Origin of the sequence: Pueribacillus sp. YX66 (genome assembly GCF_041725775.1) — a bacterium.
In the GTDB taxonomy this organism is placed as follows: domain Bacteria; phylum Bacillota; class Bacilli; order Bacillales; family UBA6769; genus Pueribacillus.
On sequence record NZ_JBEUEL010000011.1, the window covers coordinates 19,544 to 41,236 of the forward strand.

The 21,693-nt window shown below is 39.1% G+C and carries 24 protein-coding genes and 1 pseudogene; 8 read left to right on the forward strand and 17 right to left on the reverse strand.

Features of this window, described 5'->3' with window-relative positions:
• Positions 1-207: 207 nt before the first annotated feature.
• From ABU914_RS06790 to ABU914_RS06830, 9 genes are all read right to left on the reverse strand, one after another.
• Complete coding sequence (locus ABU914_RS06790; protein ID WP_379669058.1) at positions 208-1,362, reverse strand: RtcB family protein; 1,155 nt, start codon at positions 1,360-1,362, stop codon at positions 208-210.
• An 81-nt stretch (positions 1,363-1,443) separates the two neighbouring features.
• Positions 1,444-2,685, reverse strand: coding sequence for an ABC transporter permease (locus tag ABU914_RS06795; protein WP_379668979.1), 1,242 nt, complete (start codon positions 2,683-2,685; stop codon positions 1,444-1,446).
• Positions 2,678-3,577 (reverse strand): ABC transporter ATP-binding protein, encoded by a 900-nt coding sequence (locus tag ABU914_RS06800; protein ID WP_379668980.1) that lies wholly within the window; start codon positions 3,575-3,577, stop codon positions 2,678-2,680. Before ABU914_RS06800 ends, ABU914_RS06795 begins: the two co-directional genes overlap by 8 nt.
• A gap of 188 nt (positions 3,578-3,765) precedes the next feature.
• Entirely contained in the window at positions 3,766-3,930 is a 165-nt protein-coding gene (locus ABU914_RS06805) for a type II toxin-antitoxin system antitoxin (RefSeq protein ID WP_379668981.1), read from the reverse strand.
• A gap of 16 nt (positions 3,931-3,946) precedes the next feature.
• On the reverse strand, positions 3,947-4,789 hold the full coding sequence (locus ABU914_RS06810) for an SPFH domain-containing protein (protein ID WP_379668982.1): 843 nt from the start codon (positions 4,787-4,789) through the stop codon (positions 3,947-3,949).
• Positions 4,790-5,061: 272 nt separating this feature from the next.
• The gene (locus ABU914_RS06815; protein WP_379668983.1) at positions 5,062-5,373 is read right to left on the reverse strand and encodes a cupin domain-containing protein; all 312 of its coding nucleotides are present in this window, start codon (positions 5,371-5,373) and stop codon (positions 5,062-5,064) included.
• A 57-nt stretch (positions 5,374-5,430) separates the two neighbouring features.
• A complete protein-coding gene (gene csaA, locus ABU914_RS06820; protein WP_379668984.1) occupies positions 5,431-5,760 on the reverse strand; it encodes a chaperone CsaA in 330 nt (109 codons plus the stop codon).
• A gap of 110 nt (positions 5,761-5,870) precedes the next feature.
• A complete protein-coding gene (locus tag ABU914_RS06825; RefSeq protein WP_379668985.1) occupies positions 5,871-7,223 on the reverse strand; it encodes an MATE family efflux transporter in 1,353 nt (450 codons plus the stop codon).
• A 6-nt stretch (positions 7,224-7,229) separates the two neighbouring features.
• Positions 7,230-7,610, reverse strand: coding sequence for an OsmC family protein (locus ABU914_RS06830; protein WP_379668986.1), 381 nt, complete (start codon positions 7,608-7,610; stop codon positions 7,230-7,232).
• Positions 7,611-7,844: 234 nt separating this feature from the next.
• Between ABU914_RS06830 and ABU914_RS06835 the strand changes: the two genes are divergently transcribed.
• Together ABU914_RS06835 and ABU914_RS06840 are read left to right on the forward strand one after the other, a co-directional pair.
• A complete protein-coding gene (locus tag ABU914_RS06835; protein WP_379668987.1) occupies positions 7,845-8,288 on the forward strand; it encodes a redoxin domain-containing protein in 444 nt (147 codons plus the stop codon).
• A 217-nt stretch (positions 8,289-8,505) separates the two neighbouring features.
• Entirely contained in the window at positions 8,506-10,398 is a 1,893-nt protein-coding gene (locus ABU914_RS06840; RefSeq protein ID WP_379668988.1) for a heavy metal translocating P-type ATPase, read from the forward strand.
• Positions 10,399-10,473: 75 nt separating this feature from the next.
• Here ABU914_RS06840 and ABU914_RS06845 read toward each other — a convergent pair whose 3' ends face one another.
• Entirely contained in the window at positions 10,474-11,169 is a 696-nt protein-coding gene (locus tag ABU914_RS06845) for a response regulator transcription factor (RefSeq protein WP_379668989.1), read from the reverse strand.
• Positions 11,170-11,287: 118 nt separating this feature from the next.
• On the opposite strand from ABU914_RS06845, the gene ABU914_RS06850 reads away from it, so the two are divergent.
• From ABU914_RS06850 to ABU914_RS06865, 4 genes are all read left to right on the forward strand, one after another.
• Entirely contained in the window at positions 11,288-12,265 is a 978-nt protein-coding gene (locus ABU914_RS06850; RefSeq protein WP_379668990.1) for a R2-like ligand-binding oxidase, read from the forward strand.
• Between the two features lie 181 nt (positions 12,266-12,446).
• Positions 12,447-13,970 carry an aldehyde dehydrogenase family protein gene (locus ABU914_RS06855; protein ID WP_379668991.1) on the forward strand — a complete coding sequence of 508 codons (1,524 nt, stop codon included), beginning with the start codon at positions 12,447-12,449 and terminating at the stop codon, positions 13,968-13,970.
• Between the two features lie 2 nt (positions 13,971-13,972).
• The gene (locus ABU914_RS06860; RefSeq protein ID WP_379668992.1) at positions 13,973-14,311 is read left to right on the forward strand and encodes a DUF779 domain-containing protein; all 339 of its coding nucleotides are present in this window, start codon (positions 13,973-13,975) and stop codon (positions 14,309-14,311) included.
• A gap of 88 nt (positions 14,312-14,399) precedes the next feature.
• On the forward strand, positions 14,400-15,617 hold the full coding sequence (locus ABU914_RS06865) for an iron-containing alcohol dehydrogenase (protein WP_379668993.1): 1,218 nt from the start codon (positions 14,400-14,402) through the stop codon (positions 15,615-15,617).
• Positions 15,618-15,690: 73 nt separating this feature from the next.
• Here the strand turns inward: ABU914_RS06865 and ABU914_RS06870 are convergent, their stop codons facing one another.
• Positions 15,691-16,503, reverse strand: coding sequence for a YihY/virulence factor BrkB family protein (locus ABU914_RS06870; protein ID WP_379669059.1), 813 nt, complete (start codon positions 16,501-16,503; stop codon positions 15,691-15,693).
• A gap of 23 nt (positions 16,504-16,526) precedes the next feature.
• On the reverse strand, positions 16,527-16,937 hold the full coding sequence (locus ABU914_RS06875) for an ATP synthase subunit B family protein (protein WP_379668994.1): 411 nt from the start codon (positions 16,935-16,937) through the stop codon (positions 16,527-16,529).
• 173 nt (positions 16,938-17,110) lie between these two features.
• Between ABU914_RS06875 and ABU914_RS06880 the strand changes: the two genes are divergently transcribed.
• Positions 17,111-17,467, forward strand: coding sequence for a hypothetical protein (locus ABU914_RS06880; RefSeq protein WP_379668995.1), 357 nt, complete (start codon positions 17,111-17,113; stop codon positions 17,465-17,467).
• 164 nt (positions 17,468-17,631) lie between these two features.
• Here ABU914_RS06880 and ABU914_RS06885 read toward each other — a convergent pair whose 3' ends face one another.
• The 3 genes and pseudogenes from ABU914_RS06885 to ABU914_RS06895 form a co-directional block, all read right to left on the reverse strand.
• The gene (locus ABU914_RS06885; RefSeq protein ID WP_379668996.1) at positions 17,632-18,102 is read right to left on the reverse strand and encodes a low molecular weight protein-tyrosine-phosphatase; all 471 of its coding nucleotides are present in this window, start codon (positions 18,100-18,102) and stop codon (positions 17,632-17,634) included.
• Positions 18,103-18,344: 242 nt separating this feature from the next.
• Positions 18,345-18,871 (reverse strand): annotated as a pseudogene (locus tag ABU914_RS06890) (group II intron maturase-specific domain-containing protein); the annotation flags it as partial.
• A gap of 151 nt (positions 18,872-19,022) precedes the next feature.
• The gene (locus ABU914_RS06895) at positions 19,023-19,148 is read right to left on the reverse strand and encodes a hypothetical protein (RefSeq protein ID WP_379668997.1); all 126 of its coding nucleotides are present in this window, start codon (positions 19,146-19,148) and stop codon (positions 19,023-19,025) included.
• Positions 19,149-19,353: 205 nt separating this feature from the next.
• Here ABU914_RS06895 and ABU914_RS06900 point away from each other — a divergent pair, with 205 nt between their 5' ends.
• Positions 19,354-19,785, forward strand: coding sequence for a YlbF/YmcA family competence regulator (locus tag ABU914_RS06900; RefSeq protein ID WP_379668998.1), 432 nt, complete (start codon positions 19,354-19,356; stop codon positions 19,783-19,785).
• Positions 19,786-19,826: 41 nt separating this feature from the next.
• On the opposite strand, the gene ABU914_RS06905 is transcribed toward ABU914_RS06900, so the two are convergent.
• Positions 19,827-20,693, reverse strand: a complete 867-nt coding sequence (locus tag ABU914_RS06905; protein ID WP_379668999.1) for an NAD-dependent epimerase/dehydratase family protein — start codon at positions 20,691-20,693, stop codon at positions 19,827-19,829.
• 195 nt (positions 20,694-20,888) lie between these two features.
• Complete coding sequence (locus ABU914_RS06910) at positions 20,889-21,626, reverse strand: class I SAM-dependent methyltransferase (protein ID WP_379669000.1); 738 nt, start codon at positions 21,624-21,626, stop codon at positions 20,889-20,891.
• Positions 21,627-21,693: the final 67 nt, after the last annotated feature.

The window sequence follows — 21,693 nt, forward strand, 5'->3', positions numbered from 1 at the left end:
CCCTTCTACTCCATATATTCTTACTTTATTCACGTGACTCGTCAGTTGACTATTTATTTCATCAAGAAAAAACAGCCCGTTCTGGTGAACGGGCTGCTTATCATTATTTAGTATTAAATAGCACTCTGAATTTTTTAAGACTTGAAGTGACCAAGAGGATACATGTGAATGGAGTGGTCAGAATATAAGAGAGTTACATTTCAAAACCTAATCTTTATATGGATCGAATTCATTCGCCCCAGCCATGCAAACCCCAATGGGTTTAAGCAAGTGAACAATATCGATCGTCTCCGCGTGTGCATCCAACACATCTTGGAGCTTACGGTACACGAACGGACTTTCATCTGTGCCTGCACCTCGCAATTCGACACCGTACGCTCTCACCGCTTTGTTCATTTGTTCTTCTGAAATAACACCGCCTCTCCGTTTACGAGTTTTCCAATTCATACGACCTGCAGCTTTCGTTCGGCTCATTATTCGCCCCGCTCCATGAACCGTGCTGTAAAACGCTTGCTTATTTTCAGAAGTATCTTTTCCGCGAACGATGACAGATATATCAGCCATGCTTCCACCAATAAAACCGAGTTGCCCTGGTGCAGATGGTGTTGCTCCTTTTCGGACTACAATATATTCTTTCCCATGGTGCTTTTCTTTCCAAGCGTAATTATGATGGTTATGCACTTCAAACAACGCTTCGGCTTCCATAATATCCAACACTTGCTTTATAACATAATCTCTGCCTGCATACGCATAGCGCCCTGCAAGCGTCATTGCCGTGTAATACATTTCTCCGAGTTCACTGTCTAAATCAATCAGTGTTGGCGGTTGTTCCATGCTTTCCCCGGGGGCCCGATCAGAAAATTTTCTTCCGTTTGCTAAATTTAAAAACCCACTCGCTGTTTTATGACCAAATCCGCGACTTCCAAAATGATTTGCAATCCAAATATCCCCAGTTTCTTCTTCAACAAGTACATCAACGAAATGATTTCCTGATCCGACAGTCCCGAGTTGATCTTGAGCGAGCTTTTTTAACGAATCATGTTCATGTTTTCCGATTTCCCGATACACCTCCCACTCAGGTGCATCGAAAAGTTCATGATCCACTTTTTCTTTATTTTTTCGTCCGATTCCGAATGAAATACGTTTTGCTATTTCATCCATGATTGTTGCAATGTTATCTTTTATATCTGCATATTTTAAATTCGTTTTAACAGCTTTGTTCCCACAAGCGATATCATAGCCGACCCCGGATGGAGAAATTTGATTATCATATACGATAACACCACCAACCGGCTGACTGTATCCGTAATGACCATCTGCACAAAGCACACCACCAGCGACATTTCCGTAGTTTAAACACATATTGAACTGCCTGATCGTCTGCTCATCATGATTTCCAAAAATTTTCGTGTACAACCGATTTTGCCCCCTCCAATGATGTAATTATTTTTTCGAAAGTGCGAGCGCTTTTTTAATATCTTTAAACGATGATTTCCCATACATGAGTACACCACCACGGTAGATACGAGCTCCAATAACAGCGAATAATCCGATCGATGCGATAAGAATAATCAGGCTAAGTACGATTTCCCACATCGGAATATTCAGCATTCCAATTCGCATGAGCATCAGCATCGGTGAGAAAAATGGGATGTATGACATCACGGTTATAAATGTAGAATCTGGAGCATTCATTCCGAACGTCGCCATAAAAAATGCTGCGATTATGAGAAAGACGACTGGTGTTACAACTTGATTCGCATCCTCAACGCGGCTGACAAGGGATCCAAGCATCGCTAGCATCGTTGCATACAATAAAAATCCAAGAATGAAAAAGACAATTGCATAAAGTATAATTGAAATCGGCAACTGCTCAAGCTGTAGAGCATCAACGATACTGCCTTCATTATTCGCATTCGAACGAATGGATAAAAAGCCGACGACAAAAATAAGCACGATCTGTGTAATCCCTAATAACGCAATCCCTACTATTTTCCCAAACATTTGAATAACAGGAGAAACACTCGAAATCAAAATTTCCATAACGCGTGATGATTTTTCTTGCGCAACATCGGTAACGATCATCATGCCGTAGATGAGAACTGCCATGTAAATCAAAATCGTTAAAAAGTTGACGATAAACGTCGCTTGAGCGACTTCTTCTTCCGTTTTTGCACCTTCTTCAATGGCAACTCTTTCAAACGCAACGGGTTCATAAATAGTCGAAACTTCTTCAGGTGAAAGATCGAGTTGTTGAGTAGCAAGCATCACTTTTACTTGTTGAAGTGCTTGTTCAAGTGGACCGATCCATCTTTCTTCTGTAACCGTATTCGCTTTGAGTACGCCTTCGGGTAAGCCTTTATCATTCATTGACAGTGTCAGTGCACCTTCAACATCCCCATCTTGAATAGCTTGTTCCGCAGCTTGTTCATCACCTTCAAATGCTTGAAGCTCAATCTCCTCACTACTTTGTTCGATTTGTGCTAATAAAAGCTCAAAAAGGCGTCCAGATTCATCAATCACTGCAACTTGCTTCACTTCATTGTCTTCAAATAACGCAAAAATTTTATCAATATTTAAAAAGGCGAGCACAAATAAAAGTGTAACGATCGTTGAAATGATAAATGATTTCGTTTTTAAACGACTTAAATACGTATGGAAAAGAACAGTCCAAAATTTACTCATAAGAAACACCGACCTTTTCGATGAAAATATCATGCAAAGACGGTTCCTCAAGTTCAAACTTATAGACAAAACCACGATTCGCTAAATGATCAAAAATCTTTTGAGCAATCGCTTCACTTTCAACTTGAAATTCTGCACCCTCGACCATTTGCTTATATTTAACGACACCTGCCAACTCTTTCAAATCATCAAGCGGGAAATTCGCTTTTACGATGACATTTTTTTTACCGAATGACCGCTTAATTTCACGAAGACCACCTTGAACAACTGGCTTCCCCTCATGCAAAATGCAAAGTTGATCACAAAGCTCTTCAACGTGTTCCATTCTGTGACTAGAAAACACGATCGTTACACCTTGCTTATTTAACTCAATAACCGCATCTTTTAACAATTCAACATTAACGGGATCGAGTCCGCTGAACGGTTCATCAAGAATAAGCAATTCAGGTTCGTGTAAGACAGCTGCGATAAATTGAATTTTTTGTTGGTTTCCTTTTGAAAGCTCTTCAACACGTTTGTCAGCATATTCAGGGACGCGGAAGCGCTCAAGCCAAACGTGCATTTTATCGATAATATCTTGTTTATTCATTCCACGTAATCGGCCAAGATAAATAAGTTGATCGCGTACTTTTAGTTTCGGATATAAGCCACGCTCTTCAGGTAAATAGCCGACGAGATGGCTCGTATCATAATTAATCGGTTCATCATTCCATGTAATTGTACCGCCTGTCGGTGATAATAATCCAAGTACCATTCGAAACGTCGTCGTTTTCCCCGCTCCGTTACCCCCAAGTAAACCAAACATCCGACCATTCGGTATCTCTAATGACAAATTGTCAACGGCAGCTAATTCACCGTATTTTTTCGTTAAATGATTCAATTTTAAACCCACTACATCCTCCCCCTTCACTAAACAATTTTGAATGTTTCCCATTTATTTGTAAAGAGATATTTGTTCTGAAAAAAAAGATGCTACCTTTTCACAGCAAGATAGCATCACTTGTTAGAAAAAGAATTATCTTTTATAAAGTTACTATTAGCTAGCAACAACGAAAGTTACGAGACCGCGCCCGTCATTTATCATTTGTCGTCTTTACGGGGAAGTCGTCCATGTTTTTTAGCTGCTTCGCGCAGCAAAAATTCAATATGCCCATTTACACTACGAAACTCATCTTTTGCCCAGCTTTGCAAAACATCATACAGTTCCGGATCGATTCGTAGAGGGAAGCTTTTTTTCTTAGCCATGAGGACCCCTCTTCAATTAGTATAAACTTCCAGTGTTAATGACAGGCTGTGTTGATTTGTCCGAAACAATAGCAACCATTAAGTTATTCACCATGTTCACTCTTCGTTCTTCATCAAGTTCGATAACATCATCCTGTTCGAGCTGTTGAATCGCCATTTGGGCCATACCGACAGCACCTTCAACAATCTTCTTGCGAGCAGAAATAATCGCAGCTGCTTGTTGACGTTGTAGCATCGCACTTGCAATTTCCGTAGAGTAAGCGAGGTGAGTGAGCCGAGCTTCGATCACTTCGACTCCAGCAACACGCAACCGTTCTTGCAGTTCAACCTGTAATTCATTCGAAATTTCTTCCGCATTCCCTCTTAGCGATAAACTGTCATCATCGAAATTATCATATGGATATTTCGTTGCAACGTGGCGAATGGCTGTTTCACTTTGAACCTTAACAAACGTTTCATAATTATCGACATCAAAAACAGCCTTTGCTGAATCAACAACTTTAAATACAGTAACTGCAGCAATTTCGATCGGATTTCCTTCTACATCATTTACTTTCATCTTTTTACTTTCAAAGTTGCGAACACGTAATGATACCGTTTTTCTAACTGTAAAAGGAATCGTTAAAAACAAGCCGCTTTCACCAATGCTACCGAGATATCGACCAAAAAATATAACGACAACGGATTGATTCGGTTGGATAATCGTAATCCCACTTCCCAAAGCCACGGCACCAATTAAAAGGATAATCGCTAGCGGAATACTTCCACTATAAAATAAATAAACACTTAAAGCTAAAAGAATCCCGATGAATAATACACCGACAAAACCATTTAGTTTCCAAGCATTTTTTTCGACCATCAGATGTCCCCCTTTTGTTAAATCATTTTTATATCATTATGATATCACTTTTGGGTTTAAATGTAAAAGTGTAATTACAGATACGAAAAGTTGTATGAACTATACGGTAATTTGATTTAGAGAAACCGCTTCGACAGAATCCTTCGCTATCCGCAGGCATTGCTTGGGTCTCAGAGTCATGGAAAACGACTTACTTAAGTGGAAAAAAACTTGTTTTTGTCGCGCAGTTTACACCAATAAAAAAGCCTGCCACCAAAGGCAAGCCATTCGAACTAACTTCGTTTACTCATGACACAATATACGCGAAAGTTACCATCACTATTATTCTCAATTCCAAATTCATCGTCTGGCTCTAGATAGAATACATCACCTTGTTTACACGAATGCGTTACACCGTTAATAACAAACTCTGCTTCGCCTTCATAACCGAGTACATACAAATTGTGTTCCGGATGTTTATGACTTGGCAACGTTTGATTCGGCTTAAGGCTAACTACAAACACCTTCTCACTATCACTTTTAAATAAATGGTGCATTGAAAAACTTTTTTCATTAAATGGTGCTTCCAATACTGATTTTTTCATGTTATCCTCCTTCAATATCCATGGGGGATGGAGGTCAAATGCACCTCCCAAAATTACTTAAGCAATTTTGGTCCCATTCGGAACTTTTTCATCCAAGGAAAGCAATACGACATCATCTTCTCCAGGAACACCGCCAAGCACGAGCACCTCTGATTTAAAACCGGCAATGCGCCGTGGCGGAAAATTGACGACCGCAACGACTTGTCTCCCAATTATAGTTTCCGGCTCGTATCGCTTAGTAATTTGTGCACTAGACTGTTTGATTCCAAGAGGACCAAAATCAATTGTTAATTTAATCGCAGGCTTTCGCGCTTCAGGAAAAGGTTCAGCGTGAGTTACCGTACCGACACGCAAATCGAGTTTTAAAAAATCATCTATCGTTGCCAAAATGACCCACCTCACTCTAAAGGATAATATTCCCTCTTGCCGCACATTTTAACACATACATGCTTCCGGGGAAATATAGCGATTCTAAACATTGAATACCCCATCCATATCTATGCTGAAGGAGATTTGTCATCAAATATTGCAATTTCACGCCATTTTCCAAATTTATAATAGCCTGTTGCAAACATACTGCTAATGACGAAACTAATTCCGATTCCGTACGCAATTCCGCTCGTACCGAGCCAATTTGAAAACAAGTAAGTCAATGGGACACGAAGCACCCAAAACGAAATTAGATTTAGCATTAAAATTTGAAACATAGCTCCAGCTGCGCGCACGACCCCATTGAGCACAAAATTAATCCCTAAAAACGGATAGAAAAACGCCACTGTCTTTAAAAACGCGGAACCGAATTCTATCGTTTGCTCATCTGAAATGAAGAGACGAATCAGAACGTCAGCCGATAAAAATACGAGTAAGCTAATCGAAAACGAAACAGTTAAAATGAGAACGAGACTCCGTTTCGCAATCTCATTGACTCGGTCCCACAAGTTCGCTCCAATATTTTGACCTGCCATGCTCGTTACTGCGGCCCCAAGTGTCGTAGCAGGTAACATGATCAAGCTATCGATTCGCTGAGAAGCTCCAAAACCCGCAACAACATCTTCACCAAAACTCGCCACAATCCCCATAATCGCTGCTACTCCACCAGAAATTGTCATCATTTGCAGTCCACCTGGCAAACCAAGTTTCATAATCGTTTTAAAATAATAAAATTCGGGTATGTACGGTACTGTAAAAGGTACTTTCCGATTTCTAAGCGAATGAATCACTCCATAAAGAAATGCAGCACCTTGAGAAACGAGCGTAGCGTAAGCAGCGCCTTCAATACCAAGGTTAAATGTATAAATAAATAACGGATCGAACACTGTATTTAAAATCACCGCAAGAAAAACGAAACGCACTGGAGTGCGACTATCACCAAGTGCTCGTAAAACCGTTCCAATAAAGTTATAGCCAAATAAAAATAAAATCCCTAAGAAATGAATTTGTAAATATGATTTTGCCATCGGCATGAGTACTTCTGGCGTTGACATTAGACGCAATATAGCCTCCGCAAAAAAGAAGCCAATGAGGCCGAATATGATCGACAATAAAAGATTAACAGTAACGAAAGCATTTAATGATTCTTTTAGTCGCTGTTCATCTTTTGCTCCCCGTGCTTGTGAAATGACGGTGAGTGTTGCCGTATTTAATCCGATAACGAAAGAAAGAACAGTAAAAATAATTGGACCTGATAACGATACGGCTCCAAGCCCTGTCGTACCGAGCAAGTTTCCGACCCATAGACTGTCAATAAATTGAAATGATGTTTGCAAGATGTTTGTTAGAAACATCGGTAATGCAAACATCACCATTTTTTTCAAAATACTACCTTGGGTAAAATCAAGATTTTTATCCATTCTGCTCTACCCTTCTTTAAGCGTTATCGATTCAGTGATCTTAATTCCTGCTTGAACAGATTGGACCATTTGGCAATTTCTTTTCGTGAGCCGAAGAACATTTTCCATCACTTTTTCATCCAACTGATTGCCTGTTACGATAAAGTGCAAATGAATGCTCGTCACCCGACCACGTGGGCTTTGTTCCATTCTCGTATTAATATCAATTGAAGAAAATGAAATCCGCTTTTTCTGTAAAATCGTTCGCATCACTTCACCGCTACATCCTGCAAGTGACGCCAGCATCAACTGAAAAGGACGAAAACCGTTTTCTGTCTCACTTGAAATATGTAACTCTCCAAACTTTGTCAACGTCGTAAAACCAGTTTCTGTCATCGTAAAATTCACAACGGACACATCCTTTCAATTATCTTAAGTTTACCACGTTTCAAACTTCCATAATTTATTAGGCATTTTAAAAAAAGCTAAACCGCTTTCGAATAAACTTATATAATATTCCGAGGGGTTCTCGAAGTGAGTTACTCTCGTTTGTACATACTACTCTATATGGAATTAAGTATATTTATTTTGTTCGCAATCATAGTCTAACTAAAAATAGCGAATAAAGGGAGTGTTCCACTTATGAAACTACGTTCAGAAATACCTGAACTTAACGGTGCCACAAAATGGTTAAACAGCAAAGTGACAAAAAACGATTTAATTGGAGAAAAGCCAACGCTAGTTCATTTTTGGTCAATGAGATGTAATCTTTGCAAGGAAGCAATGCCAAAAATAAATAAATATCGTGATGTTTATAAAGACAGATTAAACGTCATTTCCGTACACACTCCACGCTCGGAAAAAGATTTAAATATCAATGAGATAATACAAGTAGCAGAAGAGCATGACATAAGTCAACCCATATTTATCGATAACGAAATGAAGTTAACAGATGTATTCGAAAACGAATATGTTCCTGCTTATTATTTATTTGACCGTGAAGGAAAACTCCGACACTTTCAAGCTGGAGGCAGTAGTATGAAAACACTTTTTAAACGTGTTGAACGAATACTTAACGAAGGATAATGGAGATCACAAATTTTGCTCTCTTTTTTATTTTTGTAAAAAAGTACTTGCAATTGTTTGAAAGCATGATAAAATAAAATTAATGTTAAATGATATTAATTATAAAATAATTGATCCATTTTATTTATTTACTTGTTTTGGCTGTCACTAATCGGTGACAGCATTCCTATTTTATAGGCATTGAAGATGAAAATTATTCTCAATTAGAGAGGGTGAAATGAAAATGGAAGTTGCAAAAAAGAAGCAAAACATACAACGAGTTCCTATTTCTTTATTTCTAAAAAAACATTATGAAATGATTGCAGCGCTCGTTAGCGGTCTATTTATCGGTTTAGGCTTTTTGTTTTCACAATATGAGACCTTCTATTTTATTACTGCTTTCACTATAGGCGGTTATGCGAAAGCGAAAGAAGGTATCACTGATCTGTTTGTTCATAAAAAACTTAACGTTGAGATTTTAATGATTCTTGCCGCAATCGGCTCAGCCATCATCGGTTTTTGGGCTGAAGGTGCGATTTTAATTTTCATTTTTTCGCTTAGTGGAGCGCTCGAAACTTATTCTAAAAACAAAAGTGAAAAAGAACTCTCTTCGCTAATGAAATTACAGCCGCATGAAGCAACGTTACTCACTTCTTTAGGAGAAAAAGTAGTTCCTGTTACAAGCTTGAAAGTGAACGACGTCATTTTTGTAAAGCCAGGTGAACGAATTCCTGCCGATGGAACTGTATCCAAAGGACGTTCTTCTGTAGATGAAGCTGCCATTTCGGGCGAATCGGTTCCAATCACAAAGGAATATGGTGATGAAGTGTTCGCAGGAACCGTGAACATTAATGGAACATTAACGATTACTGTAACGAAAGAACAACAAGACACACTGTTTCAACGAATTATTACACTTGTCCAACAAGCACAAAATGAAAAATCACCGACACAACAATTTATTGAACGATTTGAAGGAACATACGTCAAAATTGTATTAATCGTCGTGTTTTTTATGTTATTCGTTCCACATTATGCATTTGGTTGGAGCTGGCAAGAAACTTGGTACCGTGCAATGGTACTTCTCGTTGTAGCCTCACCGTGCGCACTAGTCGCGTCAATTATGCCCGCTACGTTATCGAGCATTGCAACAGCGGCTAAAAAAGGGATTTTAGTAAAGGGTGGAAATTACTTCGAATCATTAGCCTCATTACGAGCAATAGCCTTTGACAAAACAGGTACATTAACAAAAGGAAAACACGAAGTAACGGACGTATTTACTCGCGAAAATATAAATGAAGACTTTTTACTGCAAGTAGCGGCTTCGATTGAAAAACAGTCGACACATCCACTTGCTTTAGCGATTGTTCGTTACAGTAAAGCAAAACAGATCCCATTGCTTCCTGTTACACAATTTACTGACTTTGCCGGTAAAGGAGTCGAAGCAATTATCAATGGGAAAAAGTGGCGACTAGGTAAAAGAAATTTTGTTGCAAATGAAGATTCGTTCGGAGAAAACGAAGCAAATCAATTCGAAGCTGAAGGGAAATCAGTTATTTTTGTCGGTGATAAAGAAGGAATTGCGGGACTTATTACCGTTAAAGACACAATTCGAGAAGAAGCAAATGAAGCGATAAACCAATTAAAAAAAGCAGGTATTCACACGATTATGATAACCGGTGATGGTGAAGGTGCTGCACAAGCGATTTCAAAGGAAGCAGGACTTGATCTTTATCTTGCTAATACACTACCTGAAGATAAGTTAATCGAAATTAATAAACTTAAAGAAAAGTACGATCACGTTGCAATGATTGGAGATGGAATTAATGATGCTCCTGCTCTCGCGACTGCTAACATTGGTATTGCAATGGGTGGTGGCACGGACATTGCACTCGAAACCGCTGATGTCGTTCTAACGAAAAACAACTTATTGAGGATACCAGAAGCGATTATCATTTCGAAAAAGATGAATCGAATTATTAAACAAAACATCTTCTTCTCAATCACAGTTATTCTTGTACTGATCGCGTCCAACTTCATGCAAGTGATCGACCTTCCACTCGGTGTCATCGGCCATGAAGGCAGCACGTTGCTAGTCATTTTAAACGGTCTGCGAATGCTGTCTGAATAACTGCAAAAGAGACACAGGATCCGAATCCCGTGTCTCTTTTTCACTTGTCTTTCACACTTTTTTTCTAAAAAAATATTATGAAATTAAACCCATTCTCATCGCTTCTGCTATCGCTTGGGCACGATGTCTTGCACCCAACTTTTTCATCGCAGAACTAATATAATCACGAGCCGTAAACTCACTTATACCCATAATATCTGCCATTTCCTTCGTACTCCATCCATCTGAAAGTCGTTCCAACACTTCCACTTCACGCTTGCTAAGCCGTGCACCTTCTTCCGTAAAATACTCTGCTGCGATCACATTCACTCCTAAACGAAAATATTCCTCTATCGCGTAAATTGTTGACTCGCTTATCGGCTCGACTCCATTATAACCATCGATTAAAACACAACCTAATACAAGTGGTCCAAACCATAACGGTACAACGACCAAAGACGTCAGTTTATACTCTTGAATATATTGAATTGGGAAGTTCTCTTTCGTATCTTTCATCACAATGTATTCTGCTCGTTTATTTCGTATCGCTTCATAAACAATTGGAATATCACGAATATCTTGTCGAATATGTTCCATTGAAAAAATATTTCCATCTGAATGTATTAAAATCAGTCCCTCACCTATAAAATTAATCGGAGAATACGAAAAAAGTGATAACCTTGAAAAAGGAAAAAAGCGAAAAAAACCTTGTAAACCTGTAATAATCTTATCCTCTTGCCTTTCTAACTTTGATAACTTTTGAATAAAACGATCAACATTTGTGTCCAACATATTCAACCCTCCGAAGGAATCCCTACATTTTTAGGTATAGAACAGATGGAAAACTTGTATTAACATATAAATATGAATGTAAGCCCTTTCATTGGTGAGAAAATTCTAAAGGTTATAAATGATAAATTTATTATACCGTTTATTCTTTAAAAATTCAATCAATTATAAGGAGGATATTAGTATGTCAGAAGAACGTGTGATTATTACAACATCTGAAAGAGGAATTAACACAGACTCCCTTCCTTACCGTCTTTATCAGAAAGCGAAAAAATTAGGAATTTGGAACCCAGAGGACATTGACTTTAGCCGGGATAAGATTGACTGGGAAACAAAATTGACTGACGCTCAAAAAGAAGGTATTCTTCGCCTTATCTCTCAATTCCAAGCTGGTGAAGAAGCGGTTACACTTGATCTTCTCCCCCTCATTAACGTGATAGCAAAAGAAGGACGTCTGGAAGAAGAAATGTTTTTAACAACATTTCTTTGGGAAGAAGCGAAACATACAGAGTTTTTTAGACTCGCATTAAATGCAATCGGTGAAACTGGTGATCTTTCACACCATCATACAGGAACGTACAAATACGTATTTTACGAACTATTGCCTGAAACGATGGGTCGCTTGGAGCATGACAGTTCTCCAAAAGCTGTTGCTGAAGCCGCGATCGTCTACAACATGTTCGTAGAAGGAATTCTCGCGGAAACAGGCTACTACTCATTCTATCGTTCACTCGACGATCTTGGACTAATGCCTGGACTCATGGAAGGAATCAACCATTTAAAGCGTGATGAATCTCGCCATATCGGTTACGGTACGTACTTGTTACAACGAATCATTTCTGAAAATCCTGAGCTGTATGACCACATTATGCAGAAAATGATGGAAATGGCAGTTCTTGCAAACAAAGTCGTTAGCGAAGGTACAGAAGCAGCATTAGAAAGAGTCGGTGAAGAAGAACTAGACACTGATCCGGAAGAAACGAAGCGTTTTGCAGAAACTCAATTTAAAGCGAGAATGGCAGTTCTTCAAAGAGCTAAAGGCAAACACGTTGATGAAATTTATAAAACAAAAGCAGAAGAAGTCGGTGTTGTTGACTAATTTTCAATAATAAAAGCCGCAAAATGATCCAGACACCATTGCGGCTTTTTAACTTCTATAAACACATAAATTCAACTACTTTTAGACCACGTCCTGTAATCATGCAAGCTAACTAACAATTAATTCTATCTGGCTTCAAAATTTTTGAACAACATTAACAATATTTTTAGGAGGGATACTGTTGTCTACTCAAGTTGGTGTACAAACATACGATCTTTTTATAAACGGCGAATGGGTTCCGTCATCAAGCGGTGAAACATTTGATGTCATTAACCCTTCAAACGGTACAGTCGTTGCAAAGGTAGCGAAAGGTTCGAAAGAAGATGTCGATAAAGCCGTCGAAGCTGCACATGCTGCATTTGAAAATGCAGAATGGCGAGAAATGTCGCCAAATGATCGTGCTGACATTTTATTTGCAATAGGGAATAACATCGCAAAACACGGTCAAGAACTCGTTCTACTAGAAGCGTTAACTTCTGGTGGCACACTCCGTCGCGTTGGCGGAAATGACATTTTAATGATGGTTGATCTATTCCAACAAATGGCGAAATTTGTGAAGGAATATCCGTTTTCAGAAACACTGCCAGAGCCAATGTTTCCCGGACCAGCGCATAACTTCGTATGGCGTGAGCCGCTCGGAGTCTGTGCTGCAATTACGCCGTGGAACATGCCGATGCTTATCGCAACTTGGAAAATTGCACCTGCACTTGCAACTGGCAATACGATCGTCATTAAACCTGCAAGTAACACGCCCGTGTCAACGTTAAAGCTAGCAGAAATCATCTCCGAAGTTGTGCCACCGGGTGTGATTAATGTCGTTCCTGGTCCTGGCGGTGAAGTCGGAGAGTCACTCGTGACACACCCAAAAGTTGAAAAAGTAGGCTTTACAGGTTCAACAGAAGTTGGACGTCGCATCATGATGTTAGCATCTAGCACAGTTAAAAATGTAACACTTGAACTCGGAGGCAAGTCACCAAACATTATTTTAGAAGATGCTGATTTAGATCTTGCCATTCCAGGAAGTCTTTTCGGTGTATTTTTACACGCTGGTCAATTGTGTGAATCAGGAACAAGATTGTTCGTTCCGAATTCAATTTACGATGACGTAATCGATCGACTCGTTGCATTAACTAAAACTTTAAAAGTCGGACATCAACTCGATATGAACACATCTGTCGGTCCAGTGATATCACAAGCTCAAAAAGATACGATCCTTTCTTACATTGAAACTGGTAAAGCCGAAGGTGCGCGTCTCGTTTGCGGTGGGAAAGAAGCCGAGGTGAAAGGTGGCGAAAATGGTTTTTTCATTGAGCCGACGATCTTTGCGGATGTTACAAACGACATGAAAATTGCACAAGAAGAAATTTTCGGACCAGTACTTTCCGTCATTCGTTATGACACGGTTGATGAAGCGATCGAAATGGCAAACGATACGATTTACGGTCTAGCGAGCGGTGTTTGGACGCGTGATGTCAACAAAGCCTATGAGATTGCTCGAAAAATTAAAGCGGGTGTCGTCTGGATCAATGACTGGCATATGCTCCGTAATGATGCACCGTTCGGCGGTTACAAACAAAGTGGAATTGGTCGCGAAATGGGCAAATATTCACTTGATGCCTATACGCAATTAAAGCACGTTCATACTTCAATGGTACATGAACCTGAAAAACGTCGTGCATTCGGCATCTTATTTCCAGAAGGATAAAGATGAAACGACTTAACGTTTCACTAAGTAAAAAGGCAACGGCTTTTCTTGATGCTATTCAAGCTAAGATTGAAGATGATTTCGTTATGTTTATCGGTAGTGGTTGCTGCGATGGTCCAGTTCCTCAACTGTTTAAAAAATCAGAAACGATCATCCCTACACAGCATGAAATCATCTATACAGACAATCGACTAACAGTTTATTTTATTTTTCCAATGAAGTTTGTACCTACATTTCACTATACGATTGACTTAAAGACAAATGTGATAAATGACAGCCTTTCAATCGAAAGTCGATACGACTGTCAGTTCGTATTACGTACTGAACACGAAAAATGCTAACGCGTTATTTCTTTAAGAAAGAAGTCAAAAGCAAGAGAACAAATTAATATGCTTGTTATCCAAAAAAAATTGTGTCGAGGTGAATATAATGTCAACAACGTACTCCAACTTTGCGGCAACAACCGCAATACATAGCGGTGCACAAACGAGAGCAATGATTCCAGACCTTTTTCGTGGACTAGGTTCAAAGCGCGTCGTTCTTTTTAGTGACAAAGGATTAGAACAAGCAGGAGTCATTGAAAGAGTCGCAGAAATTTTTAAACAAACCCCACACGGAATTGGTCCAGAGCTAGTTGGAATTTTTACAGATATTGATCAAGATGCTAGCAGTGACTCAGTGAACAGAGCCACCCAATATGCTAGAGAAATGGCAGCTGATGGCCTACTTGCTCTTGGAGGGGGTAGTGTTATTGATGCGGTAAAAGGGGTTAAATTCTCACTTCATTATGGGGTGACAGATATTAAAGATATGATGCCAGGCGGAATTAACTACTTTCGATGGCCAGAAGCGCAAATGATCCCAATTCCACATATTACAGTACCGACAACAGCTGGAACAGGTTCTGAAGTATCTCCGATTGCAGTTATTTATAATGAAGAAGCGAAATTAAAAACGAATATTATTCATCCGTTTATTGCTTCAAATATGGCCGTTCTTGATCCAGATTTAACGGTTGGGCTACCACCGTTTATTACAGCGTTTACAGGCTTTGATGCATTAACTCATGCCATTGAAGCGTTATTTTCGCCAAAAGCTACACCGTTTACTGATGCATATGCACTACAAACGATTCGCATGATTCCGAAAGCATTACCTGAAGCTGTCAAAAATGGTGACAACTTAAATGCCCGCATGGAAATGTTGCAAGCGAGTACGATGGGCATTACTGCTTTTAGCTTCTCACTAAGTGCAATCCCAGTTCATAACTTAGCACATGCATATGGTGCATTGTTCCGGATTCCCCACGGGTTGGCAAATGCTGTTTTCTTGCCACATGTGATAGAATCATTACCTGAGTTATACTTGCCAAGAATTGCTCTACTTTCAGAAGCGTTAGGTTTAGGAGTTAACAACCAATCACGCGAAGACATGCTCGCTGCAGTTGTTGAGAACATTCGAAATTTACAACAAGAATGTGGCTTGCCTAGTGATTTTGCTGATTACGACATCCCTCCAAAGTCGCGACAAATGATTGTGCAAGCAGTTGAATCTGACCCTGCGGGCATTAACTTTCCAATTCCATCGCACGTTATCGCATCAATTGGAAAGAAAGTTCGCGGTGAACAAGCAAAACAAACGACATAGTCCCAAAAAAGTCAGAGGTTAGAGGTCAAAACTTAGAGAAAAGATTTAGCACTTGGCAGAACGCCAAGTGCTTTTAATTTTTTTTATCGATGACTACGTTTAGGATCCCACCTAATAAAATGATAAATGCTGAAACATAAAACCAGAGCATAAGAACGATGACGCCACCTAAACTCCCATACGTTGCAGAATAATTTCCAAAGTTTGAAACATAAAATGAAAATCCATATGAAGCGATTAACCATCCTGCAGTTGCAGCAAACCCTCCAGCCATCACTTCTCGGAACTTCAAGCGTTTGTTCGGACCGATATAATAAAGAAATGTAATCACTAAAGAAATAATTGCAAAACTTAAAAGCCATCGAATCGCTTCCCACACGACTAGAAACCGATCCGTTAAGCCTAAGTGAATAAAAATAAATTCACCAATTACTTTACCGAAAACAGGCAATACGAGTGCGACAATGATAACGACAAGCATACCAACTGTTAATAAAATGGCTAAAAACCGTGAAACTATAAATGGTCGTGTTTCTTCAATTTCATAAGCATGATTAAGTGCTCGTATGATCCCATTAATAGCGTTCGAAGCTGTCCATATTGCTGCGATAATCCCAAATGATAAGAGACCACTTTTTTTCGAACCGAAAATGGCTGCTAAATTTTCATCTACAATTTCCATCCCTTGCTCAGGAAAAAAATGTCTAATAAGTTCAATAAACTCTTGTCCCGTAAACCCTATGATCGGCAACAACGATACAACAAAAATTAAAAAAGGAAAGAGCGACAGTAAAAAATAAAATGCTAACTGTGCAGCTAATTCTGTCGCCCTTACATATCGTATACGTTCAACCATTGCTTTAATAAATTGGGTTGTCTCCTCCATTGCCACAGTGAGATCACCTCAGTTTAATGCAGCTTTTGCAATTCGTCTCGCTTTCGTTCGTCTTGACTAATTCCTGAGTTTGAATTTACATGAACGAGACTGCTTCCTACCTCTTTCATCTCTTCCCCTGCTTCTTTTGCTGTTTGAATTATTTTTGTTGATGTTTCTCTCACATCCTCAATTTGTTCAAGCATATCTTGTAGCTGATTTGAAACTTCTTTAAAACTTCTTGTTGCTTGGTCAAGTCCACTTTTCACATTATTCATAAACGCTTGCGGATCTTGTCTAACTCCGTCTACCCAGTATTTAAATCGTTTCGTTTTCTTAGCCACATTTTTCCGAACGTTTTTATCAAACATCATGACGGAAATGCCTGTAATCATTCCAACAAATGCCCCTGTTAACAGTTTTCGGTTAAAGTGATTCCCTTTCATCTAAAATAAACCTCCTACGATATAACTTCGGTTTTTTTTACTTTACCCAGACAAAAAAGTTATAAACGAAACTGCGTCTAAACATTGTCAAATGCTTTTTCATATATACGGCACCTAAATGTAGGCATTTGAATACATTAATGGTGAATGAACAAGGAGGTTGAAATATAACTATGCCATATGTGGATAATTATTCCCACCCGTCTCATATACCGCATGTGTCAAAAGAACATTGTCGTCGTTACATCGATTATGCAGTTGAAATCAAGATGAGAGATGGGCGCTTATATCAAGCAATCCTAATCGACGTTGACGATCATAACGTCACAATTTTAACTTATGAATCAACTCAAAGTAGCCAGATGGTAAGGAATGAAAATGATGAACGATTTTTTGGACCACGCTTTTACCCAGGCTTTCGATTTCGCAGATTATTGCTCCCGTTAGCGGGGATCGTTGCATTAAGCACACTCCCGTACTTTACTGGGCCGTTTTATCCTTATCCATACTATCCTTACCCATATTTTTAACCTCTGTAATTAAGGACAGAGGTTTTTCTTTTTGCGCACACACGGTACGATTAAGAAAACAATCGGGTAGGGATTAGTATATAACGACATGAAGTACCTTCATTGATTCACTTGAAATATTACGTGCTGTACCAATCTAAATTTCTGTATAATTTTTATCCGCGCTATAAGTTTGCTTCTTGTTTAATTCTTTTAAGCAAAGCCTTGCATCCTCGTATAATTAGATCATATACTTCATCGAAGTCACCGGTAAAATACGGATCAGGCACATCTTCAAACGGTGCGTCTTCAACTAAATCGAGAAAACGTGTAACAAGTGATCCCTCTTTTGGTTGAATAACTTTTTGCAAATCGTGTAAATTTTGACTATCCATCGCAAGAATATAATCAAAAATTTCTCCGTCTTCACGAGCAATTTGTCGAGCCTTCATCCCTTCAGTCGGTATGCTTTTTTGCTTTAATAGTGTGACCGTTCCTTTATGCGGCGGATTACCAATGTGCCAATTGCCAGTCCCAGCAGAATCAACAGAAATTTTATTTTGCAGCCCTTCTCGACGAATTAAATCTCTAAATACAGCCTCCGCCATTGGTGAACGGCAAATATTTCCTAAACAAACAAACAATACCCGAATCATGATTTACCTCCATCATTGTTGTACTGAATCTAGTTTAACATAACTCGAATGAAGTCTCTCTTTCCTTACTTGGATAAATAGCAATCTTCCAAAATTTTTCCGTTTCATTCTTAAAGATGATATAAGAGCGAGTAGTAGGAGGTGATTAACCTCCGTCCTCTCACACAACCGTACGTACGGTTCCATCTACGGCGGTTCATTTAAGATTGATGACGCAAGAATTCATAACGAACATGTAGACTTCATGGCCCTCGGCTTGACCAATAGGAGATGTCGAGGGTTCGATGTAGTATCGGACTATTTGCAATTCACCAATACCTTTTCGACTATTTCCCCACTCACAGGCTTGCCAATGAGGCACTCCCAGTTTCATCAGGTTACGTATCTTTGTCTTTGGCTTTTTCCAAGCTTTCCATAAGCACATGCGAAGTCTTCGGCGTATCCAACCAGCGAGTTTTTCAAAGGTGGTTGCCGTGTCTGCCAGTGCAAAATAACTGCACAAACCCGTTAAATATTGGTTCAGCTTCTTCAGTCGATATTCCATCGAGTATGGCAGCTTTCTTGAAGTCATTTCCCTAACTTTCGCTTTCATTCGTTTTAGACTCTGTTTCGCTATACGTATTTTCGGCTTTCGTGATGGGGTGAAGCTGAAGCCAAGAAATTTCCGTCTCCAAGGACGGTCGACTGCTGACTTCTTTTCATTCACCTTCAAACATAGCTTTCCTTCGACAAAGCGTTGGATGCTCGTGGTCCGTTCACCCACTCGCTTCCTTCAGATTCCGCGTCACCGCGAAACCCTTGCGTTTAAGCTAACCACTACTTCTGCGTTCGTGGCTCGGGACTTGTACCCTGTGGATTACCCCCATGCCGGGCACACTAAAAAAAGAGCCGTTTCATGTCGAAACAGCTCCTACTATCACTTACTCGAGAGTACCTATGCCGTTACAAAGTGGGCAAGGGACAAGCTTTGATTCAAAGTCTTCCGTTACATCCTTCTCCATCAATTCAATTTCGCCGTTACCTAAACATTTTGGGCAGTCTCCCATTTTGAACCTCCTGTTCACTATTTTGTTATAGTACAGTTTTTTATGTTTTAAATTATAATATAACAGTGTAAGCTACAATGCAACTAGTTTTTAAATAAATTCCAAATTTCTTATTCGCATCTAACTGTACTTTTATGTTACGATGGACTCAGAACTCATCGTTCTATTTACAAGCACGAAAATTTACTCGTTAAGGAGTGTTAATATGGCTATCAATCTTGACAAAAGTCCAATTATCGAAATGACGGAAAAGCTATGTGCAGCTATTTTGGAGCAGCCTGAATATAAAGAGATTAATGAAAAAATTACTACGTTCTCACATGACACACATGCAAAAACACTATATCAATCGTTATATGAGCATCAAATGCGCTTACAACAAAAGCAAGAACAAGGGCTTCCAATTACAGAAGAAGAAACACATGCATTCCAAACTGAATATGAATCTCTGCTTGAAAATGAAGCTGCAAAGGGGTTCTTAGAAGCGCAACAAATGATCGAAGAAATCGAACAGACGATTAATAGTTACATTACAAATACGATTAAATTAGGTCGTGTTCCAAGACCAGAAGATTTCTTACAACATCAAGGAGGTTGCGCATGCGGCGGCGGAAGCTGCGGCTGTGGAGGTCATTAATTTTAAAAAACCGCTAAAAGTCGTCATTAGCGGTTTTTGCTTTATTTTTGGCTTTCAATTAAGCTTGGAAGCCAGTCACTTAAGTTTGTAAATGCATAGCCAGCCTTTTTCGCTTTTTCTGTTGACATCGTTTTAGTCCCATAATATCCGTATGGTGACTTTTCTAATCGTTTATTGCTCGTAAGCACCGCCTGTATTCCGACGATGTTTTCAATCATTGTTATCAAATCTTTTATTGAAATCATCCCTTCTGAACAAGCATTAACTGGTCCCGTCAATCTAGTTTCAGCAAGCCAAGCTAAAAAATCACCTGCTTCTTCAGACGAAATATAACTCATTTTCGAATGTTCATTCGGAACATAAAATGGTTTTCCACCTTTTATACGTTCGATGTGAAATGTTAATCGTTCAGTGTAATCATCGTCACCCATCACGATCGGAAATCGGACAGCAGTAACAGGAAATGGTGCTTTTTGAAAGAAATAAGCTTCGGATGCTCGTTTTCCTTCACTATAAGAAAAATCAGCTTGTCCTCCTACTGTTAACGGGTATGTATACGGATCAAAATCTGATTCCATAAATGGATCATCTTTAAATTCATCATATACAGCCATCGATGATGTGAAAATATATTGATCAACCTTCCCCAAAAAAACATGACATGCAGCTTTCGCCTCATTTGGCGTGTAACAAATTTGATCGTAAATTACGTCCCATCTCGTATCGGTAAACGTCTTGCGCAATGACGCTTCGGAAAATCGATCAACAACGATGCGGTTCACACGTTCTCCAAATGGATCTGGCGTTATTCCCCGTGTAGCAATCGTAACTGCATGACCTATCTCTAACAGCCGGGAGATTAACACTTTTCCAAAAAAACGAGTACCTCCGAGAACGAGAATCTTCACAATTGATCCTCTCCTTTTTAAAATTATATGTAACGTTATCTGATCATTTCTCTATTTCGTATTGTATAATCTTTAGTTAAAATCATAAACATCGGGATACACAGGATGTACAAGTTAACACGTCAACTAGATATAGAATATTTAAGTTAGCACAACCTGTGTAAGTCCGCTTGTTTCTCCTTATCTATCATATTCTTAGTTTTTTAAACATGGATCTGTTTTTCTCACTTTATACACTCGATACGTTAAACGGTGACGCAGTTTAGCCATCAATTCTTGATGTTCCACCCATATACGTAAAGCATGAAAGTCGAAACTTTGAGATAGCTTTAATTCCGACAGTTCCTCCAGTCCTTTTTTGCTATATTTATCACCGACATTCAACACTTGTACTTTTTCGAAACCTGCTTCTTTCATTTTGTCATACCATTCGTGCTCTGTCATGATTTCTTTTACCCCGTAAAAAGATTTAATTTGTTGCTCTTCTTCATCAGTTAATGTATCCTCTTTTTCTTTCGTCATCTCTATCGCAATGAGTTGCCCTCCATTTTTTAATACATAAAAGCATTGTTTTAGTGCTTTACTTACTTCTGTAAACGCGAGCACCGATTCAGCTAATACGTAATCAAACAGTCGTTCTTTAAAAGGTAAGTTTTCAGCCGAACTTTCAACTATTCGAATATCCAATCGATCTTGTGCAAAACGTGTTGCCGCTTTTTCAAGCATTTTTTTTTCAATATCAAGCGCGGTCACTTGACAACCGTAATACTTTGCTATGAAAGCAGCTGTTTGCCCTGTTCCGCATCCAAGATCAAGGATGTGCATCGACTTCTTAATCGGTTCAGCGGCTAACACTGCTTTTGTCAAAGGCAAACCACCCGGATGTGCACCTCCAATTCCAATATTTGCTAAAAACTGTAGATAATAACTCATCATCTCTCACCTTCTCCTTATTAGAGGTTGTTCAAAACATTCTGATGCTCGTAGAATGAAAAGAAAT